Annotated in this window: 18 protein-coding genes and 1 riboswitch; of the genes, 4 read left to right on the top strand and 14 right to left on the bottom strand. The window is 72.6% G+C overall.

Features of this window, described 5'->3' with window-relative positions:
* Positions 1-106: 106 nt before the first annotated feature.
* The 9 genes from ACWEPF_RS23425 to ACWEPF_RS23385 form a co-directional block, all read right to left on the bottom strand.
* Positions 107-1,141: a hemolysin family protein gene (locus ACWEPF_RS23425; protein ID WP_452174002.1), complete on the bottom strand. Its 1,035-nt coding sequence runs from the start codon at positions 1,139-1,141 to the stop codon at positions 107-109.
* On the bottom strand, positions 1,138-2,457 hold the full coding sequence (locus ACWEPF_RS23420; RefSeq protein WP_452174001.1) for a hemolysin family protein: 1,320 nt from the start codon (positions 2,455-2,457) through the stop codon (positions 1,138-1,140). The genes ACWEPF_RS23425 and ACWEPF_RS23420 overlap by 4 nt, the downstream gene beginning before the upstream one ends.
* Before the next feature lie 137 nt (positions 2,458-2,594).
* The gene (locus ACWEPF_RS23415) at positions 2,595-3,053 is read right to left on the bottom strand and encodes a PH domain-containing protein (RefSeq protein ID WP_452174000.1); all 459 of its coding nucleotides are present in this window, start codon (positions 3,051-3,053) and stop codon (positions 2,595-2,597) included.
* Between the two features lie 119 nt (positions 3,054-3,172).
* On the bottom strand, positions 3,173-4,021 hold the full coding sequence (gene hisG, locus ACWEPF_RS23410; RefSeq protein ID WP_345280998.1) for an ATP phosphoribosyltransferase: 849 nt from the start codon (positions 4,019-4,021) through the stop codon (positions 3,173-3,175).
* Between the two features lie 54 nt (positions 4,022-4,075).
* Positions 4,076-4,348, bottom strand: coding sequence for a phosphoribosyl-ATP diphosphatase (locus ACWEPF_RS23405; protein WP_345281000.1), 273 nt, complete (start codon positions 4,346-4,348; stop codon positions 4,076-4,078).
* A gap of 110 nt (positions 4,349-4,458) precedes the next feature.
* A complete protein-coding gene (gene ribH / locus ACWEPF_RS23400) occupies positions 4,459-4,944 on the bottom strand; it encodes a 6,7-dimethyl-8-ribityllumazine synthase (RefSeq protein WP_345281002.1) in 486 nt (161 codons plus the stop codon).
* A gap of 98 nt (positions 4,945-5,042) precedes the next feature.
* Entirely contained in the window at positions 5,043-6,326 is a 1,284-nt protein-coding gene (locus ACWEPF_RS23395; RefSeq protein ID WP_345281004.1) for a bifunctional 3,4-dihydroxy-2-butanone-4-phosphate synthase/GTP cyclohydrolase II, read from the bottom strand.
* Positions 6,323-6,910 carry a nicotinamide mononucleotide transporter family protein gene (locus ACWEPF_RS23390; protein ID WP_345281020.1) on the bottom strand — a complete coding sequence of 196 codons (588 nt, stop codon included), beginning with the start codon at positions 6,908-6,910 and terminating at the stop codon, positions 6,323-6,325. The genes ACWEPF_RS23395 and ACWEPF_RS23390 overlap by 4 nt, the downstream gene beginning before the upstream one ends.
* Positions 6,911-6,966: 56 nt before the next feature.
* Positions 6,967-7,641, bottom strand: coding sequence for a riboflavin synthase (locus ACWEPF_RS23385; protein ID WP_452173999.1), 675 nt, complete (start codon positions 7,639-7,641; stop codon positions 6,967-6,969).
* Positions 7,642-7,819: 178 nt separating this feature from the next.
* A riboswitch (FMN riboswitch) is annotated at positions 7,820-7,947 on the bottom strand.
* A gap of 160 nt (positions 7,948-8,107) precedes the next feature.
* On the opposite strand from ACWEPF_RS23385, the gene ACWEPF_RS23380 reads away from it, so the two are divergent.
* Positions 8,108-8,758 (top strand): MSMEG_1061 family FMN-dependent PPOX-type flavoprotein, encoded by a 651-nt coding sequence (locus tag ACWEPF_RS23380; protein ID WP_452173998.1) that lies wholly within the window; start codon positions 8,108-8,110, stop codon positions 8,756-8,758.
* Positions 8,759-8,819: 61 nt separating this feature from the next.
* On the opposite strand, the gene ACWEPF_RS23375 is transcribed toward ACWEPF_RS23380, so the two are convergent.
* The 3 genes from ACWEPF_RS23375 to ACWEPF_RS23365 form a co-directional block, all read right to left on the bottom strand.
* A complete protein-coding gene (locus tag ACWEPF_RS23375) occupies positions 8,820-13,160 on the bottom strand; it encodes a galactose-binding domain-containing protein (RefSeq protein ID WP_452173997.1) in 4,341 nt (1,446 codons plus the stop codon).
* 373 nt (positions 13,161-13,533) lie between these two features.
* Complete coding sequence (locus ACWEPF_RS23370; protein ID WP_452173996.1) at positions 13,534-14,004, bottom strand: SRPBCC domain-containing protein; 471 nt, start codon at positions 14,002-14,004, stop codon at positions 13,534-13,536.
* 36 nt (positions 14,005-14,040) lie between these two features.
* The gene (locus tag ACWEPF_RS23365; RefSeq protein ID WP_452173995.1) at positions 14,041-16,068 is read right to left on the bottom strand and encodes a DHA2 family efflux MFS transporter permease subunit; all 2,028 of its coding nucleotides are present in this window, start codon (positions 16,066-16,068) and stop codon (positions 14,041-14,043) included.
* A 195-nt stretch (positions 16,069-16,263) separates the two neighbouring features.
* Between ACWEPF_RS23365 and ACWEPF_RS23360 the strand changes: the two genes are divergently transcribed.
* Entirely contained in the window at positions 16,264-16,629 is a 366-nt protein-coding gene (locus tag ACWEPF_RS23360; RefSeq protein WP_452173994.1) for a hypothetical protein, read from the top strand.
* Positions 16,630-16,847: 218 nt separating this feature from the next.
* Here the strand turns inward: ACWEPF_RS23360 and ACWEPF_RS23355 are convergent, their stop codons facing one another.
* Complete coding sequence (locus tag ACWEPF_RS23355; RefSeq protein ID WP_452173993.1) at positions 16,848-17,294, bottom strand: MarR family winged helix-turn-helix transcriptional regulator; 447 nt, start codon at positions 17,292-17,294, stop codon at positions 16,848-16,850.
* Between the two features lie 109 nt (positions 17,295-17,403).
* Here ACWEPF_RS23355 and ACWEPF_RS23350 point away from each other — a divergent pair, with 109 nt between their 5' ends.
* Positions 17,404-18,348, top strand: a complete 945-nt coding sequence (locus ACWEPF_RS23350) for a quinone oxidoreductase family protein (RefSeq protein WP_452173992.1) — start codon at positions 17,404-17,406, stop codon at positions 18,346-18,348.
* Between the two features lie 12 nt (positions 18,349-18,360).
* On the opposite strand, the gene ACWEPF_RS23345 is transcribed toward ACWEPF_RS23350, so the two are convergent.
* A complete protein-coding gene (locus ACWEPF_RS23345) occupies positions 18,361-18,774 on the bottom strand; it encodes a VOC family protein (RefSeq protein ID WP_452173991.1) in 414 nt (137 codons plus the stop codon).
* A gap of 165 nt (positions 18,775-18,939) precedes the next feature.
* On the opposite strand from ACWEPF_RS23345, the gene ACWEPF_RS23340 reads away from it, so the two are divergent.
* Complete coding sequence (locus ACWEPF_RS23340) at positions 18,940-21,855, top strand: FAD-binding and (Fe-S)-binding domain-containing protein (RefSeq protein WP_452173990.1); 2,916 nt, start codon at positions 18,940-18,942, stop codon at positions 21,853-21,855.
* The last annotated feature ends 166 nt before the right edge of the window (positions 21,856-22,021 follow it).

Below are 22,021 nucleotides of genomic sequence, written 5' to 3'. Positions count from 1 at the left end.
GCTCACCCCGCCCCCGGCCCGGGTCACGGGAGGCACTCCGTCCGGCCCACCCCGTCCACGCGTTCGGCCGAACCGCCCCCGGCCGCGCACGGCCGCCCCGTCCCCGCTACGGCCGCCGGTGGTCCGGGTCGTGCATCTCGCCGACCAGCTCCTCCAGGACGTCCTCCAGGGCCACCAGCCCCAGCGCCTTCCCGTCCTGGTCCACCACCGCGGCCAGGTGCGAGGCGGCCCGCTGCATCGCGGCCAGCGCGTCGTCCAGCGGCAGCGACCCGCGCAGTACGGTGACGGGCCGCCAGAGCCGCTCCGGCACCGGGGCCTCGCGGTCGTCCACGTCCAGCGCGTCCTTGACGTGCAGGTAGCCCCGCACCTGCCCGGCCCCGTCGAGGACGGGGAAGCGCGAGAAGCCGGTCCGCACCGCGAGGTCCTCGATCTCGGCGGCCGTCACCGCCGGCCCGACCGTGACCAGCTGGTCCGGGGCCAGCAGGACGTCGGTGACCGGCCGCACCCCCAACTCCAGGGCGTCCTCCAGCCGTTCCTGCCGCTGTTCGTCCAGCAGCCCGGCCTCCCTGGAGTCGGTCAGCAGGTAGAGCAGCTGCTCCGTGGTGAAGACGGACTCGACCTCGTCCTTGGGCTCGACCCGGAACAGCCGCAGCACCCCGTTGGCGAGGGCGTTGAGGAAGCGGATCACGGGCGAGAGCCCGCGCGCCAGCCGGTCCAGCGGCGGGCCGAGCCAGAGGGCGGCCTTCTCCGGCCCGGCCAGCGCGATGTTCTTGGGCACCATCTCGCCGACCACCATGTGCAGGAAGACCACCAGCGCCAGCGCCACCGCGTAGCCGATCGGGTGGATCAGCTGCTCCGGGATCCCGACCGCCGTCAACGGCCCCTCCAGCAGGCCGGCGATGGTCGGCTCGGCCAGCGCGCCCAGCAGCAAGGAGCAGACGGTGATGCCGAGTTGGGCGGCGGCCAGCATCGCCGAGACGTTCGACAGCGCGTGCAGCACCGTCCGCGCCCGGCGGTTGCCCGCCTCCGCCAGCGGTTCGATCTGGCTGCGCCGCACCGAGATGACGGCGAACTCGGCGCCGACGAAGAAGGCGTTGCCCAGCAGCAGGAGCAGCGAGGCGGCCAGTTGCAGGACACTCATGCGTCCCTCCCCTCGGCGGTGCGCCGCACCAGCACCCGGCTGGTGCGGTGCCGCTCCACGGCCAGCACGGTGAACCGCCAGCCGGGCAGTGACGCCTCCTCACCGGGAGCCGGGAGCTTGCCGAGCAGGTCGGAGAGCAGTCCGCCGAGGGTCTCGTACGGGCCGTCGGGCGCGTGCAGGCCGATCGCCTCCAACTGGTCGAGCCGGGCCCGGCCGTCGGCCTCCCAGGCGGGCAGGCCGTCCTGGGCCGGCAGCGGCCGCAGGTCGGGCAGGTCGGCGAGGTCGTGCTCGTCCTGCACCTCGCCGACGATCTCCTCGACGATGTCCTCCAGGGTGACCACCCCGGCGGTGCCGCCGTACTCGTCCACCACGACGGCCATCGGCTGCTCGCGCCGCAGCCGGTCGAGCAGCTCCTCGCAGGGCAGCGTCTCGGGCACCAGCAGGGCGGGGTGGGCGAGTTGGGCCACCCGGATGCCCGGGCGGCGCTCGGCCGCCACGGCCAGCGCGTCCTTGAGGGTGACGGTGCCGGTGACCTCGTCCAGGCCCTCGGCGTAGACCGGGAAGCGGGAGTAGCCGGTGGCCCTGGTCAGGTTGAGCACGTCGGAGGCGGTGGCGTCGCGCTGGAGGGCGGCGACGTCGATCCTCGGGGTCATCACGCTCCCGGCGGTGAGCTCGGCCAGCGCCAGGGTCTTCACGAAGAGCTTGGCCGACTGCTCGTCCAGCGCCCCCTCCTTGGCGGAGTGCCGGGCCAGTGAGACCAGCTCCTCGGGGGTGCGGGCATGGTCCAACTCCTCCTGCGGCTCGATGCCGAGCGCCCGGACCATCCGGTCGGCGGAGCCGTTCAGGAGGCGGATCAGCGGGCGGCATACGGCGGAGAAGACCCGCTGCGGGCCGACCACCGCGTAGGCGACCTGTACCGGGTGGGAGATGGCCCAGTTCTTCGGCACCAGCTCGCCCGTCACCATCTGCACCACGGTGGCCAGCGCCATCCCGACCGCCACCGCGAGGCCGTGCGCGGCGGCCTCCGGCACGCCCAGGCCGGTGAGCACGGGAGCGAGCAGCACCGAGAGGGCGGGCTCGGCGAGCATGCCGACCACCAAGGAGGTGACGGTGATGCCGAGTTGGGCCCCGGAGAGCTGGAAGGAGAGGTGCCGCTGCGCCTTCTGCACGCGCTGCGCCCTGCGGTCCCCCTCGGCGGCGGAGCGTTCGATCGTCCCCCGGTCGACCGTGACGAGGGCGAACTCGGCGGCCACGAACAGGCCGTTGGCGAGGATCAGCAGCAGGGCCGCGAGCAGCAGCAGCCAGGCGGTGGTCACGGTGCCGCCTCCCGGTCGGGAGAGGCGGCGTCGGTACTGCTACCGGACGGATCGTCCATCGAGGGGAGGTGTCACTCCTCAGGTCGTAAGGGTCACCGGCCAGCGTAGACGATGGCCGTACGGGAACGGAGGACCCGTCAGACCCGCGCCGCGCCCCGGTGCTCCACCAGGTCGCGCAGGGCCCGGGCGGCCCGGACGGCCTGCGCGCGGCCGCCGCCCGCCTGGATGCCGACGGCGGCCAGCGCGGTGCCGTCGGCCAGGTCGAGGGTCACCCAGGGGTCGCCCTGACGGAAGTTCACCCGGACGACCTGGGCCCAGCTCAACCGGTGGCTGCGGACGAAGTTGGTCACCGTGACCCCCTCCGCGTCGGCCTTCACCTGCGGGCGGGCGAGCATCACGCCGACCGAGGCGAACAGCAGGCCGGAGCAGAACATCGCCACCCGGTCGTTGAAGTGCCAGTGCGGCGGCAGGGCCACGGCCATGGTGGTGAAGAGCACCAGGAAGACGGCGCAGATCACCGCGAGCACGACCCGGTTGCGGCGCGGGGCCCAGGTGACGGGGAGGTCGACGGCGGGCGGGGCGGCGGGGCTGGACACGTGGTTCTCCAGACGGGGAAAGCCGAAGGGTGGGACGTCGCTGACGACGTCCCACCCTACGAGGTGCTTACACGCTCCGAGACGGCAGGCTCGGACGCGCCGGGCTCAGAGGGCCTGGCTCAGATGCGGCAGGCGTGGATGTTGGTGACCAGGATGGCCCGGGCACCGATCGCCCAGAGGTCGTCCATGATCCGCTGGGCCTCCTTGCGCAGCACCATGGAGCGGACCGCGACCCAGCCCTCGGTGTGCAGCGGGGAGACGGTCGGCGACTCCAGGCCCGGCGTCAGGGCGACGGCCTCGCTGACCTTCTCGGCCCGGATGTCGTAGTCCATCAGCACGTAGCGGCGGGCCACCAGCACGCCCTGCAGCCGGCGCAGGAAGCCCTCGACCCGGGCGTCCTCGCCCGCGCCCTTGGGCCGGATGACCACCGCGTCGGAGACCAGGATCGGCTCGCCGAAGATCTCCAGACCGGCGTTGCGCAGGCTGGTGCCGGTCTCCACCACGTCGGCGATCACGTCGGCCACGCCGAGCTGGACCGCGGTCTCCACCGCGCCGTCCAGCTTGGTGACGGTGGCCTTCACGCCGTGCTCGGCCAGGTGCTGCTCGACCAGGCCGGTGTAGGAGGTGGCGATCCGCAGGCCCTCCAGGCCCTGCACGTCCGCGACCTCCACGCCGACCGGCTTGGCGAACCGGAAGGTCGAGCCGCCGAAGCCCAGCGCCAGCACCTCCTCGGCGTCCGAGGCGGAGTCCAGCAGCAGGTCCCGGCCGGTGATGCCGACGTCGAGGCGGCCGGAGCCGACGTAGACGGCGATGTCGCGCGGGCGGAGGAAGAAGAACTCGACCTGGTTCTCCGGGTCGACCAGCACCAGCTCCTTGGGGTCCTTGCGCTGGCGGTAGCCGGCCTCATGGAGCATCTCCGCCGCGGGACCCGAGAGCGAACCCTTGTTGGGGACGGCGATGCGCAGCATGAGAGAGGAGCCCTTCATCGGGAGGTGTGGGTGTTCCGGAGTACTGAGGGTGTTTCAGAGGTACTTGTAGACGTCGTCCAGCGTCAGCCCGCGCGCGACCATCATCACCTGAAGGTGGTAGAGGAGCTGCGAGATCTCCTCCGCCGTCTCCTCGGTGGACTGGTACTCGGCGGCCATCCAGACCTCGGCCGCCTCCTCGACGACCTTCTTGCCGATCGCATGGACGCCCTGCTGGACGAGCTGCGCGGTGCGGGAGGTCGAGGGGTCGGCCGTGGCGGCCTTCTGCTGGAGCTCGGTGAACAGCTCCTCGAATGTCTTCGAAGCCATGATGGGCTCACCTTACGGCTTGCGGGCTGACGGACGGTAAACGATTCCGGAGCGTGGACACTCCGCTGGACGTCCGGCGTACGCCGGCCCGTCACCGGGTCAGCGCCGGGTCAGCGCCAGGGCTCGGAGACGGAGCGCAGCGCGGCGGCGGTGGCGACCGCCGCGGTGACGGCCTCGTGGCCCTTGTCCTCGGCCGAGCCGGGCAGGCCGGCGCGGTCCAGCGCCTGCTGCTCGTTGTCGCAGGTCAGCACGCCGAAGCCGACCGGGACGCCGGTCTGCACGCTGACGTCGGTCAGGCCGATCGTGGCGCCCTGGCAGACGTAGTCGAAGTGCGGGGTGCCGCCGCGGATGACCACGCCGAGCGCGACCACGGCGTCGTAGCCGCGCTCGGCCAGCACCTTGGCGGCGACCGGGAGTTCGAAGGTGCCGGGCACCCGGACGATGGTCGGCTCCTCGATGCCGAGCTCCTTGAGCGCGCGGTGCGCGCCGTCCAGCAGGCCGTCCATCACCTGCTGGTGCCACTGCGCGGCGATCACCGCGACCCGCAGGTCGGCGCAGTTCTTGAGGGTCAGCTCGGGGGCTCCGTGGCCGCTCACGTGGGTGGTCCGTTCTCTGGGTGGTGGTGGTTCGTCAGGTCTGCGGGTTCGGCGGGTGCGCAGTGGCGGGTGCGCGGTGGCGGGTGCGCGGTGGCGGGTCAGGCCTCGGGGTCGAGCCGGGTCAGCTCGTGGCCCATCCGGTCCCGCTTGGTGCGCAGGTAGGCGGCGTTGTGCTCGCCGGGCTGGGTCTCCAGGCCCCGACGGCCCTTGACCTTGATGCCGTGCTCGGTCAGCGCGGCGGTCTTGTCGGGGTTGTTGGTGAGCAGGGTCAGCGAGCGGACCCCGAGGTCGACCAGCATGTGGGCGCCGATGCTGTAGTCCCGGGCGTCGGCCGGCAGGCCGAGTTCGAGGTTGGCGTCCACCGTGTCGCGGCCCTGCTCCTGGAGCTCGTAGGCGCGCAGCTTGTGGGTGAGGCCGATGCCCCGGCCCTCGTGGCCGCGCAGGTAGACCACCACGCCGCGGCCGGAGGCGGCCACCTCCTCCAGCGAGGCGGCCAGCTGGGGGCCGCAGTCGCAGCGGAGCGAGCCGAAGACGTCGCCGGTGAGGCACTCGGAGTGCAGGCGCACCAGCACGTCCTCGCCGACCGGGAGCTTGCCGTCGGCGGTCAGCCCGCCGGCCACCAGCGCGATGTGCTCGACCCCGTCCAGCGTGCCCTTGTACCCGACGGCGGTGAACTCGCCGTGCTCGGTGGGCAGTTGGGTGACGGCGGTGCGCTTGACGTGCAGCTCGGTGCGGCGCCGGTAGGCGATCAGGTCCTCGATCGAGATGATCGCCAGGCCGTGCTCGCGGGCGAAGGCGACCAGCTCGGGCAGCCGGGCCATGGTGCCGTCGTCGTTGACCACCTCGGCGATGGCACCGGCCGGGGCCAGCCCGGCGAGGCGGGCCAGGTCCACGGCGGCCTCGGTGTGGCCGGGGCGGACCAGCACGCCGCCCTCGACGGCGCGCAGCGGGAAGACGTGGCCGGGGCGGGTGAGGTCGCCCGGCTCGGTGGCCACCGTGGAGAGCAGCTTGACGGTGCGGGCCCGGTCGGCGGCCGAGATGCCGGTGTCCACGCCGTCGCGGGCGTCCACCGAGATCGCGTAGGCGGTGCCCTTGCGGTCCTCGTTGACCTGGGTCATCGGGGGCAGCTTGAGCCGGTCCAGCTCCTCGCCGGTCATCGGCACGCAGATCACGCCGGAGGAGTAGCGGATGGTGAAGGCCATCAGCTCGGGGGTGGCGGCGGAGGCGGCGAAGACGATGTCGCCCTCGTTCTCGCGGTCCTCGTCGTCGACCACGATGACCGGCCGGCCGAGCGCGATGTCGGCCACGGCCCGCTCCACCGGGTCGAGCGCGAAGGCGTCGTCGACCAGCTGACGGATGTCGTTCTCGGGCTGCACGGTCATGCCGAAACTCCTTGCGGGACGGCCTTGTTGGCGGGCCGGGGGGTGCGGGTGCGGGTCCACCAGGCCTGCAGGCCCAGCAGCACGAGCACGAAGTAGATGGCGTAGGTGATGCCGGAGAAGGTGTAGCCGCTGGTGAAGGCGAGCGGGACGCCGACCAGGTCGACGGCGATCCAGGCGAACCAGAACTCCACCCAGCCCCTGGCCTGCGCGTACATCGCGGCCAGCGTGCCGGTGAAGATGTAGGCGTCGGCCCACGGGCTCCAGGAGAGCTCCGGGACGGCGATGAACAGCCCGGCGAGGGCGACGGTGGCCACCGCGGTGGCGCCGATCAGGGCGGCGCGCTCGCGGGCGGTGGCGAACCGGACCTCGATCTCACCGGTCGCGCGGCGGCCGCGCTGCCACTGGGTCCAGCCCCAGACGGCGGCCACGATCACGATGCCCTGCTTGCCGATCAGGCCGGTCAGGTGGGCCGAGAGGTAGGCGCCGATCAGCACCACGCCGGAGAGCAGCTGGACCGGCCAGCTCCAGACCGAGCGGCGCCAGCCGAGGGCCAGCGCGGCCAGGCCGAGCAGGTTGCCCACCATGTCGGTCCACTTGACGGTCTGGCCGAATATCGAGAAGGCGGTTTCGTTGAGCCAGTTCACGAGGCGTCCCCGGGGAGGATGGTGGGCAGGTCGATGGGGAGGGTGCGCGCGTCGAGCAGCCGCTCGACGTACTTGGCGAGGACGTCCACCTCGAGGTTGACCGGGTCGCCGACCTGCTTGGCGCCGAGCGTGGTCAGGGCCAGGGTGGCCGGGATGAGGCTGACGGTGAAGCTGTCGAGGGCGGCCTCCACCACGGTCAGGCTGACGCCGTCCACCGTGATCGAGCCCTTCTCCACCAGGTAGCGGGTGATGCCCTGGGGCAGCGAGAAGCGGAGCACCTCCCAGCGGAGGTTGCCGTCCGCGTCCAGGTCGCCGGGCTCGCGGGAGAGCAGGGTGCCGGTGGCGTCCACGTGGCCCTGGACCAGGTGGCCGCCGAGCCGGGCGCCGAGCGCCATGGCCCGCTCCAGGTTGACCCGGGAGCCGGGGGCGAGTGCGCCGAGGCTGGAGCGGTGCAGCGTCTCGGCCATCACGTCGGCACTGAACTCACCGGTGCCGGCTGCCAGTTGCTCGGGGCTGTCGACCACGGTCAGGCAGACGCCGTTGACCGCGATGGAGTCGCCGTGCCCGGCGTCGGCACAGACCACGGGGCCACGCAGGCGGATGCGCGAGGAATCGCCGATCTCCTCGATGGAGACGACCTCGCCGAGCTCTTCGATGATGCCGGTGAACACCCGGGTTCTCCTCGCGCTGCTAGGGCGCGGACTCCGGGGCGGCACTGGGAGATGACACGACGGGTGCCTGGACGACGGTGCGTGCACCGGGACGGCCCTCGACAGAGAGCTCTCCCGTGGAAGACACGACTCCTCGGGGAAGAGCCGTGGTACCGCACACCGCTGTTCACTACCCGCCCGCGCACGCCTCCCATCCGGACTTTAACCGTCGGTCCAGGAATTTCACCTGGTCAACCGGCCGCTGGCTGCGGACGGGTCGCGGACTGTAACCGCCGGTTCGGATTTTCACCGACCCCGGAGTGCGCTGAACGTCACTGCTGTTTCTGCCGACATTGTGCCACGTGCGCGGAACCGGCCGGGAGGGGCCGCTCCTGTGTCATGTTTCACTCCGTCAGGTCGCGGTGCGGCCGTATCGGTGGGAATATCCCCTGCCGCCAAGATCGTCCGTGGGCTACCGTGCCGGTACGTGACGACATCCGATGCCTTCGAGGCACTCCGAGCCGGCGCCCTGTCCTCCGTCGAGCAGCTGCGCGAGCTGTACGAGCACCCGGGCGACACGGCCCGCCGCAAGCAGGTCGACCACGTCAACGACACCTCCCGCGAACTCATCGCCTGCGCCTCGCTGGTGATGCTCGCCAGCCACGGCGCGGACGGCAGCTGCGACGTCACCCCGCGCGGCGGCCCGCCCGGCTTCGTCTCGGTCCTGGACGAGCGGACCCTCGCGATACCGGACGCCACCGGCAACAAGCGCCTCGACAGCCTGCACAACATCGTCGAGACCGGCCGGGTCGGCCTGCTCTTCGTGGTCCCGGGCCGGGACACCACCCTGCGGGTCAACGGCCGCGCCCTGGTCTCCTCCGACGCCGAACTGCTCGGCCGGCTCACCGCCGTCGGCAAGCCCCCGCGCAGCGCGATCGTGGTCCGGGTCGAGGAGGTCTACGGCCACTGTCCCAAGGCCTTCCTGCGCGGCTCCGCCTGGAAGCCCGAGCAGTGGCTCGCCCCCGACCGCGCCCCCAGCTCGGCCCGCGTCACCCAGGCCAACATCGGCGACCCGGGGCTGACCGTCGAGATGATCGAGCAGTCCGAGCGCGAGGCCCTGCTGTACCGGTACGAGTAGCGCCACGGGGTCGGTGGTCCGCCCTACGGCGGACCACCGACCCCGTGGCCGGGACGGACGGCTACCCGTTGGTGAAGGTGAAGGTGGTGCCGGGCTGGCGGACCACGTCCCCCTTCGCGGAGTTGGTGACGGTCACGTTCGTCAGGGTCGCGCTGCCGCGGGCCCCGGACATGGCCAGGATGCCCGCGCCGTTGTTGGACCTGTCGATCCGCACGTTGGTGACCTTCACGTCGGGGATGGTGCCCCCTCCGGTCTTGAACTGGATGCCGTCGTAGGTGGAGTCGAGGATCTCGGTGTCCCGGATCACCACGCCCGGGATGTCCTGGTTGGCGGCGAAGAGCGTGAGCGCGCCGAACTCCTGGTCCTCGTTCCAGAACGCGCCGCCGCTGCGGACGATCGCGTTGTTGGCGATCAGCGTCTGCCCGGAGAAGGGCAGCGGGTCGTGGTCGGTGGCGAGCATGATGCCGGGGTAGTTGGCGGTGTCGTAGACCAGGTTGTTCTCGATCTTGTTGCCGTAGCCGCCGTAGACCGCGATGCCCGTTGCCCGCCACGGGAGTTGGACGGTGTTGTTGGTGAAGCTGTTGTCGTGTCCGATGTCCACCGAGGTGTTCTTGACGTACTTGTTGGCCCAGACGGCCATCGCGTCGTCACCGGTGGTGCGGAAGGTGGAGTTGAAGACCTTGGAGTTGCGGGTGCCGTTGGAGAAGTTGATGCCGTCCGCGTAGGTGTCGCGGATCCGCATGCCGCTGAACTGCAGCCCGTCCGCCGGGCCCCACAGGTCCGGGATGTTGTCGTAGTCGCGGCCGACCCAGACGCCGACGTTGGAGTGCTCGATCCAGACGTTGCTGATCTTCGTGTTCTTGCCGAACCGGCCGTTCAGGGCGACGCCGCCCTCCGAGCCGTCCGAGGCGCCGCGGATCCGGCCGGAGCCGAAGATCGCGATGTCGGAGATCTGGGTGTTGTCGTCGATGTCGAAGCCGAAGTTGCCCTCGTGCGGGTGGTTGATGGAGCCCGTGGCGTTCTGCGGCTCGATCAGCGAGTAGAGCTGCGAGTGCCACATGCCGGCGCCGCGGACGGTCACGTCCCGGATCCCCACCTGGTTGTAGGCGCCCCGGTTCAGCGGGTCGTCGGTGAGGATCTTCTTCTCCTGGCGCCACTGGCCGGCCGGGATCCAGACGCAGGCGATGGTGCCGTTCTGATCGGCCGTCACGGCGGCCTGGATCGCGGAGGTGTCGTCCAGCCCGTCGTTCGGCACGGCGCCGAAGTCGGCGATCGAGGTGCACTCGGCCGGCTTGGCGGTCGGCGGGGCGACCTGCTCCAGGTCGATCAGGTCGATCGCGTAGAAGGCGGCGCCGTCACCACCGTCCTTCTGCAGCCGCAGCTTGGTGCCGGCCGGGTAGCTCTGCGGGAGCAGCGCGTGCGCCTCGTCGAAGAGCCGGCGGCCGTCGGCCTGCGGGGTCTGGGTGAGGCCCTCGGGCTGGTCGGTGGTGCCGTACAACCAGCTGTGCTTGGAGGAGAGTTGGAGCTTCTGCACGAAGACGCCGTTGGCGTAGAGGCTCAGCGTGGCGTCGGTGCCGCCGCCGCCCGGGGCGTCCGGGACGGAGTTGCGGACCACGATGGAGTTGGTCGGCACGGTCGAGGTGATCTCGACGTACTGGCCGGTGGAGGTCAGCCGGACGGACTTGCGGCCGGAGGACTCGGAGGCGAAGTTGGTGTGCCCGAACGTGCGCTCCGCGTCGGCCTGGAGCAACTCGCCCTGGTAGGCGCCGTCCTCGGCCTCGTAGGAGGTGTAGGGAGCGGCCGCGCCCCGGCCGACCACGATCGGCCTGGCGAGCACGTTGTTGTTCTCGTTGGTCTCCGCGGCGGTGCCGGTGGCGTCGGCGGTGACGGTGATCGTCGCGCCGCCGGCAACCGCCGTCCAGGTGCCGGTGACCGGCAGGCTGACGGTCTGTCCGGCCGCGACGGCCGGGGTGGCGGTGTTCAGCGTGGCGGTGCCGACGGTGAGCCGGGTGACACCGGCGGGGGCCGGGTCGATGCCCCGGTTGCGCAGCTGCACGGTGAAGGAGGTGGGCGCGCCGGCGGCCGGGCTGGCCGGGTTCGGCGTGACGTCCAGGACCTCCAAGTCCGGGCCGGGGGCCTGGGTCACCGTGATCGGGCCGGCGGCCGCCAGCAGGTTGTTGTCCTCGTTCCGCTCCCGCACCGAGTTGTCGGCGTCCACCCGGGCGCTCGGCAGGTAGGAGCCCTGCGGGCGGGTGCCGATCGACTTCGAGACCGTCGCCGACTCGCCGGCGGCGAGCGCCGGGACGGCCACGCTGTCGGCGAGCGCGCCGCCGAGCAGGAAGTCGACGGTGTCGGCGGGCGAGGGCAGGTTCCCGACGTTCTTCACGGTGGCGCGCAGGGTGATCGGGGTGGTCTCGTTCGGCGTCCCCGGTGTCCAGGAGACGTCGGTGACGGTGAGGTCGGGGTTGGGCGCGGGGGTGCCGATGACCTGGTACTCGGCCACCTGCCCGGCCGGCGCACCGGAGTTGGAGGTGATCCTCAGCTGGACGTCCGAGGCCCGGCCGGTGACCGGGATGGTCACCGTGTTGGCTCCGCTCGCCGGGTCGAAGCGGTAGTCGGCGGCGGCCTTGAGGCTGGTGAAGCCGGTGGCGGCGTCGGCCCGGCCGAGCACCTGGACGTTCTGGGTGCGGGCGCCCCAGGCGGCGTCGGGGTTGAGCTTGAGCACGATGCGCTGCAGGTCGGCGTCCGAACCCAGCTTCACGGTCAGGGTGTTGGGGTACGCGCCGGCGTTCCCCTCCCAGTAGGTGGCCGTGTTGTTGTCGTTGGCGTTGGCCGGGGCGAAGGTCCAGGCCTGCCCGGACGCCTCGATCGGCTTGCCGCCCGCCAGGTTGCTCCCGGGGGTGCCCGGGTCGCCGGGGCGGGTCACGGCGGCGCTCGGGTCGGAGAGGTTGCCCGCCGCGTCCTTGGCCCGCACCGTGTAGGTCACGGTGGCGGAGGCGGGCTGGCTGTCGGTGAAGGTGCGGACGGTGGCGGCCGTGCTCGCCTTCAACTGCCCGTCGGCGTAGACCTCGTAGCCGGTCACGCCGACGTTGTCGGTGGCCGCGTCCCAGGTCAGCCGGATCTGTCCGGCGGCGGGCTCGGTGTAGGCGAGGTTCCCGGGCGCGGTCGGCTTCACGGTGTCGCCGGGGTTCTCCCCGGGACGGGTGACCGGGGCACTCGGGTTGGACTGGTTGCCCGCCGCGTCCTTGGCCCGCACGGTGTAGGTGACGCTCTCGGTGGCCGGGCGGGTGTCGGTGTAGGTCAGCACGCCGGCCGCGACGGAGGCGAGCAGCGCCCCGTTGGCGTACACGTCGTACCCGGTCACCCCGACGTTGTCGGTGGCGGCCGTCCAGGCCAGCCGGATCTTGCCCGTCTCGGGCTGGCTGTACGTCAGGTCGGCCGGGGCGGTGGGCGCCTGGGTGTCGCCGCCGACCGGGCCGTACGCCTCGAACTCGGACAGTTGGGCGGCCGGCCAGGCGGAGTTGGCGGTGAACAGCAGCCGCAGGTAGCGGGTGGTCGCGGTGGGCAGCGAGACCGTGACGACGTTGCCCGCCGCCGGGTCGAAGCTGTAGGCGGCCTGGGCCAGCAGGTCGGTGAAGGCACTGCCGTCGGTGGAGCCCTGCACCTTGACGGTCTGGCTGCGCTGCTCCCAGCCGGCCGGCAGCTTGAGCACCAGGCGGTTGACCTGGGTGGCCGCGCCCAGGTCGCCCTGGATCCACTGCGGGAAGGCGTTGGACGAACTCTCCCAGTAGCTGGCCTGGTTGGCGTCGTTGACGTTGCCGGTGCCGTACTGGCCGTTGGCGCTGCTCGCCGTCAGGGTGCGGCCCCGGAGCAGGTCGGCCGAGGCGGTGGCGGCGCCGTAGACCTCGAACTCGGAGAACTGGGCGGCCGGCCAGGCCGTGTTCGCCGCGACCTGGATGCGGACCCAACGGGCACTGGTGACAGGGAAGTTGATCCGGACGGTGTTCCCGGCGGCCGGATCGAAGGTGTAGGCCGCCGAGGCCACGATCGCCGAGAGGGCGGAGCCGTCGGTCGAGCCGAGCACCGTCAGCGTCTCGCTGCGGCTCCCCCAGCCGGCCGGCAGCTTGAGCGCCACCTGGTCGATCGAGGCGGTGGCACCGAGGTCCACCTGGACCCACTGCGGGAGCGCGCCGTTGCCGCTCTCCCAGTAGCTGGCCTGGTTCCCGTCGTTGACGTTCCCGGCCACGTACTGGCCGTTGGCACTGCTCGCGGTCACCGTCCGCCCGGCGGCGAGGTTGGGCCCGCCCGCCGCGTGGGTCGGCAGGACGGGCCCGGCGAGCAGCAGCATGCCCACCGCGACCGACGTCGCCGTCAGTCGCGGGAGTATGCGATTCGATCTCATGACGTCCCTCTGTCTCTGCAGTAGGTGGGGGTGGGAGTCGAGAATTTGATCGCTGCTTGTTCAGTTTTTGCGTGAGGGTGCGCCAAGAGTTACAGAGAGATGTCAAAAGTGTCAACGGCGGCGGCATCCACACCCAGTCGGGAGAGCTGGTCGACCGCCCGTCCGTGCCGGGTCCTCGCCCCTGGTCCGGGCGGCGCCGTCGGCATCGATCACGACGTCACCGAGCTCCCGGGCGGACTGACCCCGAAGGAGCCCTCCATCGGGGCCAGTGAGGCACTCCGCATACCGACCATCCATGTCGGGCGGCCCGCGCCCGCGAACCGTCGCTCGATCCGGTACCGGCCGTCGAGTCGGGTGCCGCTCGGACGGTCCGTCAGTCCGCCGGGTGGTGGTCAGGGACGGCGTTCAGCTCGATGCCGTGCTCCAGCAGGGCCTTCACCGCGCAGAGCACCGTGGTGAAACCGCCCACCGTGTCGTTCACCCACCGCACGGCCTCGTCGCCGCTGCCCTGGAAGCCGGTCTCGGTGACCTCCACGAAGGTGGTGTCCGCCGTGCGCGGGGTGAAGGTCAGCTCGACGCTGGTCGGCTGGTCGTAGTTGCCCCACTCGAAGCGGATCATCCGGTGGTCGACCACCTCCCGGACCCGGACCTCGACCGAGACCCCGTAGGTGGCCCACTCCCAGGTCAGCTCGGCGCCCTCCACCATCGGGCCGCTGCTGCGGGTGTACCAGACCCGGGTGGTCACCGCCGGGTCGGCGAAGGCCGCGAAGACCTCCGCCGCCGGGCGACGGACCATCATGCAGGCGTAGGCGGCGGGCTCGTGGGTCAGCTCCAGTCGTTCCATGGCACGATCATGCGCCCTCGGAGCCCGCCGCCCCCGTCACGCCGGGGCGTGTTCCTGCTCCTCCTGGTAGAGCCGGGCCGCCATGGTCTCGATCGCCCGGTCCAGCCGGGCCCGGTCCTCCGGATCGGTGACGTCCCAGTCGTCCAGGTGGTGGCCCAGCCACTGGCGCCAGGCCTCGCCGATCCGGTCCACCTCGGCCTGCCCGGCCGGGGTGAGGGCGAGCCGGCCGTCCGCGGCCGTCACGTGACCGCTGTCCACCACCTTCTCGAAGGCGGGCTCCAGCACCTCGCCCGGCACGTGGTGGGCGACCGCGATCGACTCCACGTCCGCTCCCCCGCCGTACCGGCCGCGCCAGTACACCTGCCCGACCGCCCAGGCCTGACCGGGCGTCAGCGCGGTGCCGGAGTCGGCGAGGATCCGCTCCTTGACCGCCTGGCGCCCCTTGGTTTGGCGCAGCAGGTTGGAGACCGCCCGCTCCAGCTGCCGGTCGGCGTCCGCCGAGTCCGGCGCGCCGAAGCCCTCGCCGATGTCCCCGGCCCCGGCCCGGGCGCTGTCGCGCAGCGGCACCTCCTTGAGGAACCAGGCCACCACGAAGCCGACCAGTGCGACCGGCACCACCCACTGGAAGACGTAGTTCACCGTGTCCGCGTACGCGGTGACGAAGGGCGCGGCCTGCTCGGCGGGCAGCGCGTCCAGCCCGGCCGGGCTCTGCACGGCGGCGGGCGGCACCGAGGGCTGCTCGGCGGAGGCCTTCGCCAGGTTGGGCGTCAGCTGGCTGCTGAACAGCGTGCCGAAGACCGCCGTCCCGAAGGAGCTGCCGAGCGTGCGGAAGAAGGTCACGCCCGAGGTGGCGGTGCCGAGTTCGTGGTAGGGCACGGTGTTCTGCACGGCGATGGTCAGCACCTGCATGGCCAGCCCGATGCCGAGGCCGAGCACCAGCATGTACAGCGACTCCAGCCAGACCCCGGTGCCCGGGCCCATGGTGGACATCATCCAGAGGCCGAGCGCCATCACCGCGGTGCCCAGGATCGGGAAGATCCGGTACTTCCCCGTCCGGCTGACCACCACGCCGGAGAGCATCGAGGTGCCCAGCAGACCGGCCACCATCGGCAGCGTCCGCACGCCCGACATGGTGGCCGAGACCCCGTCCACGAACTGCAGGTAGGTCGGCAGGTAGGTCATCGCGCCGAGCATGGCGAAGCCGACGATGAAGGAGAGGATCGAGCAGACCGTGAACACCGAGTTCCGGAACAGGTGCATCGGCAGCATCGGCTCCTTCGCCCGGAACTCCACCACCACGAAGGCTGCCAGCAGCAGCACCGAGCCGACGAACAGCCCGATGATCACCGGCGAGCCCCAGGCGTACTCGTTGCCGCCCCACTCCAGCCCCAGCACCAGCCCCGAGGCGCCGAGCGCGATCAGCACGATTCCCGCGTAGTCGATCACCGGACGGACGGCGGCCCGGACCGACGGGATCGTCCTGGCCGCCATCACCACCATCACGACCGCGATCGGCACGTTGACGTAGAAGCACCAGCGCCAGGAGGCGTGGTCGGTGAAGAGCCCGCCCAGGGTCGGGCCGACCACCGTGGTCACGCCGAAGACCGCGCCCAGCGCGCCCTGGTACTTGCCGCGCTCGCGCAGCGGGATCACGTCCGCGATCAGCGCCATCGCGGTGACCATCAGCCCGCCGCCGCCGATGCCCTGGACGGCGCGGCCGACGATCAGCAGCAGCATGCCGTTGGCCGCGCCGGAGACCACCGAGCCGGCGACGAAGACCACCGCGCTGACCTGGAAGACGATCTTGCGGCCGAACAGGTCACCGAACTTGCCGACCAGCACGGTGGCCACCGTCTCGGCCAGCAGGTACGCCGTCACCACCCAGGCCATGTGCCCGCCGCCGCCCAGCTCGGCCACGATGGTGGGCAGCGCGGTGGAGACGATCGTCTGGTCGAGCGCGGCCATCAGCATGCCGAGCACGATGGTCGCGAAGACCACGTTGGTCTGACGGCGGCTCAGCGCCGGTGGCGCCTTGGACGCTTCGGCGACGGCGGTGGCGGACACACGGCCTCCCGTTCGGGCTGGCGGGCGTTCGGGCTGACAGGTACCGCCAGCCTTGGGCCGCCGGGCCCGGGCCGCCACCGCTGACGGCGGACCGGGTGATCCGGTACCCCTGGCGGCCACCCTCGCGCCGCCGCGGATCCGGCCGCCCGAAACCCGCTCGCTTCGGCGCCCGCCCGCTGCCTAGGGTCTGACGGTATGTCGACCGACTCCACCCCCGCCCCGCTCCGCGAGCGGCTGCGCTCCGACCTGACCACCGCCCTGAAGGCCCGTGACCGCGCCGCCGCGTCCGTGCTGCGCGCCACCCTGGCCGCGATCGAGAACGCCGAGGCGGTGGCGGTGCCGGAGCCCACCGGCCCGCTGGCCGTCGAGCTGCTGCCGGTCGGGGCCGGCGCCGCCGAGGCCGAGCGCCGCGAGCTCACCGAGGCGGACGTGGCGGCGATCGTCCGCGCCGAGCTGGCCGAACGGGAGGACGCGGCCGCCGAGTACGAGCGGTTGGGCCGCGACGAGCAGGCCGCGCAGCTCCGCGCCGACGCCGCACGGCTCGCCGGCTACCTGGGCTGACCCGGGCCCGGGCCGCAGCGACGGGGAGCACGGGCGTGACGGAGCGGTGCGGCGACGACCGGGCACGAGCCGAGGCCAACGGGCACCGGCGGGCCGCGCCGGCTCCCGGCTCCCGGCTCCCGGCTCCCGGCTCCCGGCTCCCGGCTCCCGGCTCCCGGCTCCCGGCTCCCGGCTCCCGGCTCCCGGTCGAGCGTGACGCCCCCGCGCGGGGCGGCCGCTCAGAGCTCGCCGGAGCGGACCAGCCGGGCCAGCAGCTCCGCCAGCTGCTCCCGCTCGGACGAGCTGAGGGCGACGGTGAGTTCGTCGTTGGCCTCGCGGCAGAGCTGGTCGCCGCGGCGCAGCCGCCGGACCCCGGCCGGGGCGAGGGTGATGACGTTCTTGCGCCGGTCCCGGGTGTCGGGTGCCCGCTCGACCAGTCCGTCCTCCTGGAGCTCGCCGACCAGGGTGACCATGTCCTTCGGGTCGATCCCGGTGCTGCGGCTGAGCTCGGCCTGGGAGACGGGCGCCAGTTCGGCGACGGCGGCCAGCACCGCGTACTGCGGCATCCGCAGGCCCGCCAGGGCCAGCGCTTCGCCGACCAGCCGGTGGCCCCGGGCCGACGCCCGGCCGAGCAGCCAGCTCGGGAGGGTCCGGATCGCGTCGGGGGCCTGCGGTGGTTGGTTCACCTTACAAGCCTAGCCCGATGATCGTTGGACCTCCCCATGATCTGGGTATACCGTGGGGTCGCCGACGAATCCGTTGGGTACACCAACGAACAGCACCCGGGAGGTCCTGATGCGACGGGTCCGCTTCCACGCGTACGGGGCCCCGGAGGTGCTCAGGGTCGAGCGCGGCGAGGTGCCCGAGCCCGGCCCCGGCGAGCTGCTGGTGCGCACCGAGGTGATCGGCGTCAGCCTCCCCGGCGTCCGCAAGGTGCGCGGCGCCGGCGCGGCCGGACCGCTGCCGGAGGGCGCCGGGGTGATCGGCGGCGAGGTGGCCGGCCGGGTGGTCGCGGGCGGCCCCGGGGTCGAGGGCTTCGCGATCGGCGAGCGGGTGGTCTCGCTCGCCTTCGGCGAGGCGTACGCCGAACTGGCCGTCGTCCCGGTCGCCATGACGGAGCGGATCCCGCCGAAGCTGGAGACCGAGCAGGCGCTGGCGCTGCGCCGCAACGGCCAGGTGGCGCTGGCCGTGCTGGCCACCGCCGCGCCGCTGCCCGAGGAGTCGGTCCTGGTGACCGCCGCGGCCGGCGGCGTCGGGCACCTGCTGGTGCAGCTGGCCAAGCTGCGCGGGGTGCGCCGGGTGGTGGCCGCGGTGAGCTCGGAGGCCAAGGCCGACTTCGTCCGCGGCCTGGGCGCCGACGAGGTGGTGTCGTACGCCGACGAGAAGTGGGGCGATCCGGCCGACGTGGTGCTGGACGGGGTCGGCGGCGAGCTGCTCCCCCGGGCGCTGGACGCGGTGGTCCCCGGCGGCCGGATGGTCTACTTCTCCTCCGGCGGCGGCAGCCTGCCCGCCTACGACCTGCTGGCCGGCGGCAAGACCGTCACCGGCCTCTCGATGTCCCGCTTCGTGCGCACCCGGCCGGAGCTGTACCGCGAGCACGGCGAGCAGCTCTGGGAACTGGCGCTGGCCGGCCGGCTGCGGGCCGCCGTGCACGCGCGTCTGCCGCTGGCCCAGGCGGCCCGGGCGCACGCGGTGATCGAGGCCCGGGCCAACCTGGGCAAGGTCGTGCTCGCCCCCTGACGGTCCGTCGGGTCAGCCCTCGTGCGGGGGCTCCGCGTTCTCGTCCATCCAGAGGTACTCCCACTGGTGGCCGTCCAGGTCGTGGAAGCTGCGGCTGTACATGAAGCCGAGGTCCATCGGGTCGTTGGCCGGACCGGCCCCGGCCGCGATGGCCTTGGTCACCACCTCGTCCACCTGCTCCCGGCTCTCCGCGCTGAGGGCGAGGATCACCTCGGTGGTGGTGTTCGTGTCCGCCAGTTGCTTCTTCGTGAACTCCTTGAACTTCGCCTCGGTCAGCAGCATCACGAAGATGGTGTCGCTGATGACCAGACAGGCGGCCGTCTCGTCGGTGAACTGCGGGTTGTGCGAGTACCCCATCGCCTTGAAGAAGGCGAGCGAGCGGTCGAGGTCACGCACGGGGAGATTGACGAAGATCATCGTAGGCATGGTGCTGCCCGTTTCTGTCGCGGCTCGGTGGGACAGAACCGAGCTTGGCACCACCGTGCGCGCGCCACACCTCGAACGGGGCGGTCGGCCGGGCGCGTTGGTGCCCGGCCCGCCCTCGTGTAGAGATGGACGGAGCCGTTCGGGACGAGGAGAGGGTGTCGCGTCATGCCGCTGCTGGAGCCGGACCCGCGGGCGCTGAGGCCCGCCGCACCGACCACCCCGGCGGGTGACCGGGTGGCCGACGCGCGGGCGGAGGGCACCCCGGCCGGACTGCGGGAGGATTTGGTCGCGCTGCTCGGGCCCGGCAAGGTGCTGAGCAAGGTCTCCGACCTGGTCCGGTACGCCTCGGACGCCAGCCCGTACCGCTTCGTGCCGCAGGTGGTGGTGATCGCCGAGACGGTCGCGGACGTCTCGGCCGTCTTCGCCTACGCCCACCGGAAGGGCCGTCAGGTGGTGCTCCGGGCGGGCGGCACCAGCCTCAACGGGCAGGCGCAGGGCGAGGACGTGCTGGTGGACGTGCGCCGGCACTGGGCCGGGATCACCGTCGAGGGCGAACGGGCCCGGATCCGTCCCGGCACCACGGTGGCCCGCGCCAACGCCGCGCTGGCCCGGCACGGCCGGGTGCTCGGCCCCGACCCGGCCAGTGCCATCGCCGCCACCATCGGCGGCGTGGTGGCCAACAACGCCTCCGGCATGACCGCCGGCACCACCCGCAACTCCTACCGCACCCTGGCGTCGCTCACCGTCGTGCTGCCGTCCGGCACCGTGGTCGACACCGCCGACCCCGAGGCCGACAGGCGGCTGGCGGAGCGTGAACCGGCGCTCTGCGCGGGCCTGTTGGCCCTCAAGGCGGAGATCGAGGCCGACCCGGCGCTGGTGGCGCGGATCCGCGCCAAGTACGAGATCAAGAACACCAACGGCTACCGGCTGGACGCCTTCCTCGACGGCGACACCCCGGTGCGGATCCTGCGCGGCCTGATGGTCGGCTCCGAGGGCACCTTCGGCTTCGTCGCCGAGACGGTCTTCGACACCCTGCCGCTGCACCGCCTCGCCTCCGCCGCGCTGCTCTTCTTCCCCTCGCTGCGGGACGCCGCGGCGGCCGTCCCGCTGTTCGCCGAGGCCGGCGCACTGGCGGTCGAGCTGATGGACGGCAACACGCTGCGCGCCTCCACCGCCGTGCCGGGGGTACCCGCCGACTGGGCGGGCCTCCCGAAGGAGACCGCCGCCCTGCTGGTGGAGTTCCGCGCCCCCGACGAGGCCTCGCTGGCCACCGCCGAGGCCCGGGCCGCCGAGCTGCTCGGCAAGCTCCAACTGGCCACCCCCGCCGCCTCGGTGACCAACGCGTTCACCCGGGACGCCGCCACCGTGGCCGGGTACTGGAAGGCCCGCAAGGCCTTCGTCACCGCGATCGGCTCGGCCCGGCCGCCCGGCACCACCCTGCTCACCGAGGACTTCGCGGTGCCGCCGTCCCGGCTGGCCGAGGCCTGCGAGGCCCTGCTGGAGCTCCAGGCCGAGCACGGCTTCGACGCCGCCGTGGCCGGCCACGCGGCCCACGGCAACCTGCACTTCCTGCTCTCCTTCGACCCGGCCGACCAGGGCGACCTGGACCGCTACGCCGCCTTCATGGCCGCGTTCTGCGAGCTCACCGTGGAGCGCTTCGACGGCTCGCTGAAGGCCGAGCACGCCACCGGGCGCAACATCGCGCCGTTCCTGGAGCTCGAATGGGGGCCGCAGGCCACCGAGTTGATGTGGCGCACCAAGCAACTCCTCGACCCGCAGGGCATCCTGGCGCCCAGGGTGGTGCTGGACCGCGACCCGCTGGGCCACCTGCGCGGCCTCAAGACCATCCCCCGGATCGAGCCGGTGGCCGACCCCTGCATCGAGTGCGGCTTCTGCGAGCCCACCTGCCCGAGCGCCGACCTCACCACCACGCCCCGCCAACGGATCGTGCTGCGCCGGGAGTTGATGCGCCAACCGGAATCCTCCCCGGTCGCCGTGGAGCTGCTCGACGCCTACGGCTACGACGCCGTGGACACCTGCGCCGGCGACTCCACCTGCAAGCTGGCCTGCCCCGTCGGCATCGACACCGGCGCCATGATGAAGGACTTCCGGCACCGGCGCCACACCCCGCGCGAGGAGCGCACTGCCGCCCTGCTGGCCGCCCGCTACAAGCAGGTCGAGGCCTCCGCCCGGCTCGCGGTCGGCGCCGCCGAACGGATCTCCGACCGGCTGCTGGCCACCGTCACCGAGGCCGCCCGCAAGGCCGTCCGGCCCGATCTGGTGCCCGAGTGGCTGCCCGAGATCCCCGGCGCAGCCACCCGCCGGATGCCGCCGACCTCCCGGGTCGGCGCCGCAGCCGTCTACTACCCCGCCTGCGTCAACCGCATCTTCGGCGAGCCGGCCGGCCACAAGGGCCCCACCCTGCCCGAGGCCTTGGTCGCCGTCTCCGAGCGGGCCGGGCGTCCGGTCTGGATCCCCGAGGACGTGGCCGGCACCTGCTGCGCCACCATCTGGCACTCCAAGGGCTACGAGGAGGGCAACATCCTGATGGCCAACCGGATCGTCGAGGCTGCCTGGGGCTGGACCGGCGGCGGCAAGCGGCCGCTGGTGGTGGACGCCTCCTCCTGCACCCTCGGCATCGCCCACGAGGTGGTCCCCTACCTCACCGACCTCAACCGCGAACTCCACGCCGAACTCACGGTGGTGGACTCGATCGTGTGGGCCGCCGAGCTGCTCCCTTCGCTGACCGTGCTGCGCACCGTGGACTCCGCCGTGCTCCACCCCACCTGCTCCATGCGGCACCTCGGCGACGAGACCGAGCTCCGGGCGGTGGCCGAGGCCTGCGCGGACGAGGTGGTCGTCCCCGACGACGCCGGCTGCTGCGCCTTCGCGGGCGACCGGGGCATGCTGCACCGCGAACTGACCGAGTCCGCCACCGCCCGCGAGGCCGCCGAGGTGACGGCCCGCCAGTTCTCCACCCACGTCTCGGCCAACCGGATGTGCGAGGTCGGCATGGAGCACGCCACCGGCCGGCCGTACCACTCCGTCCTGCTCGACCTGGAGCGCGCCACCCGGCCTTGAGACCGGCCGGCGACCGGCGAGTGCGCCGCAGGGGCGCGAGGAACCGCGCGAATCGGAAGGCGGACCAGCGCTGGATCGGGGCATCCGAGCCGGTTGCCCGTGGTGCCGTTCCCCCGCGCGCGCCGCGGCGGAGCCGCAGGTCAGCAGAGCCCCGCGCCCCCGGGCG

The sequence above is a fragment of the Kitasatospora sp. NPDC004289 genome, assembly GCF_053602875.1.
The sequence above is the reverse complement of the archived record's forward strand: the minus strand, read 5'-3'. Positions and strand labels throughout refer to the sequence as shown.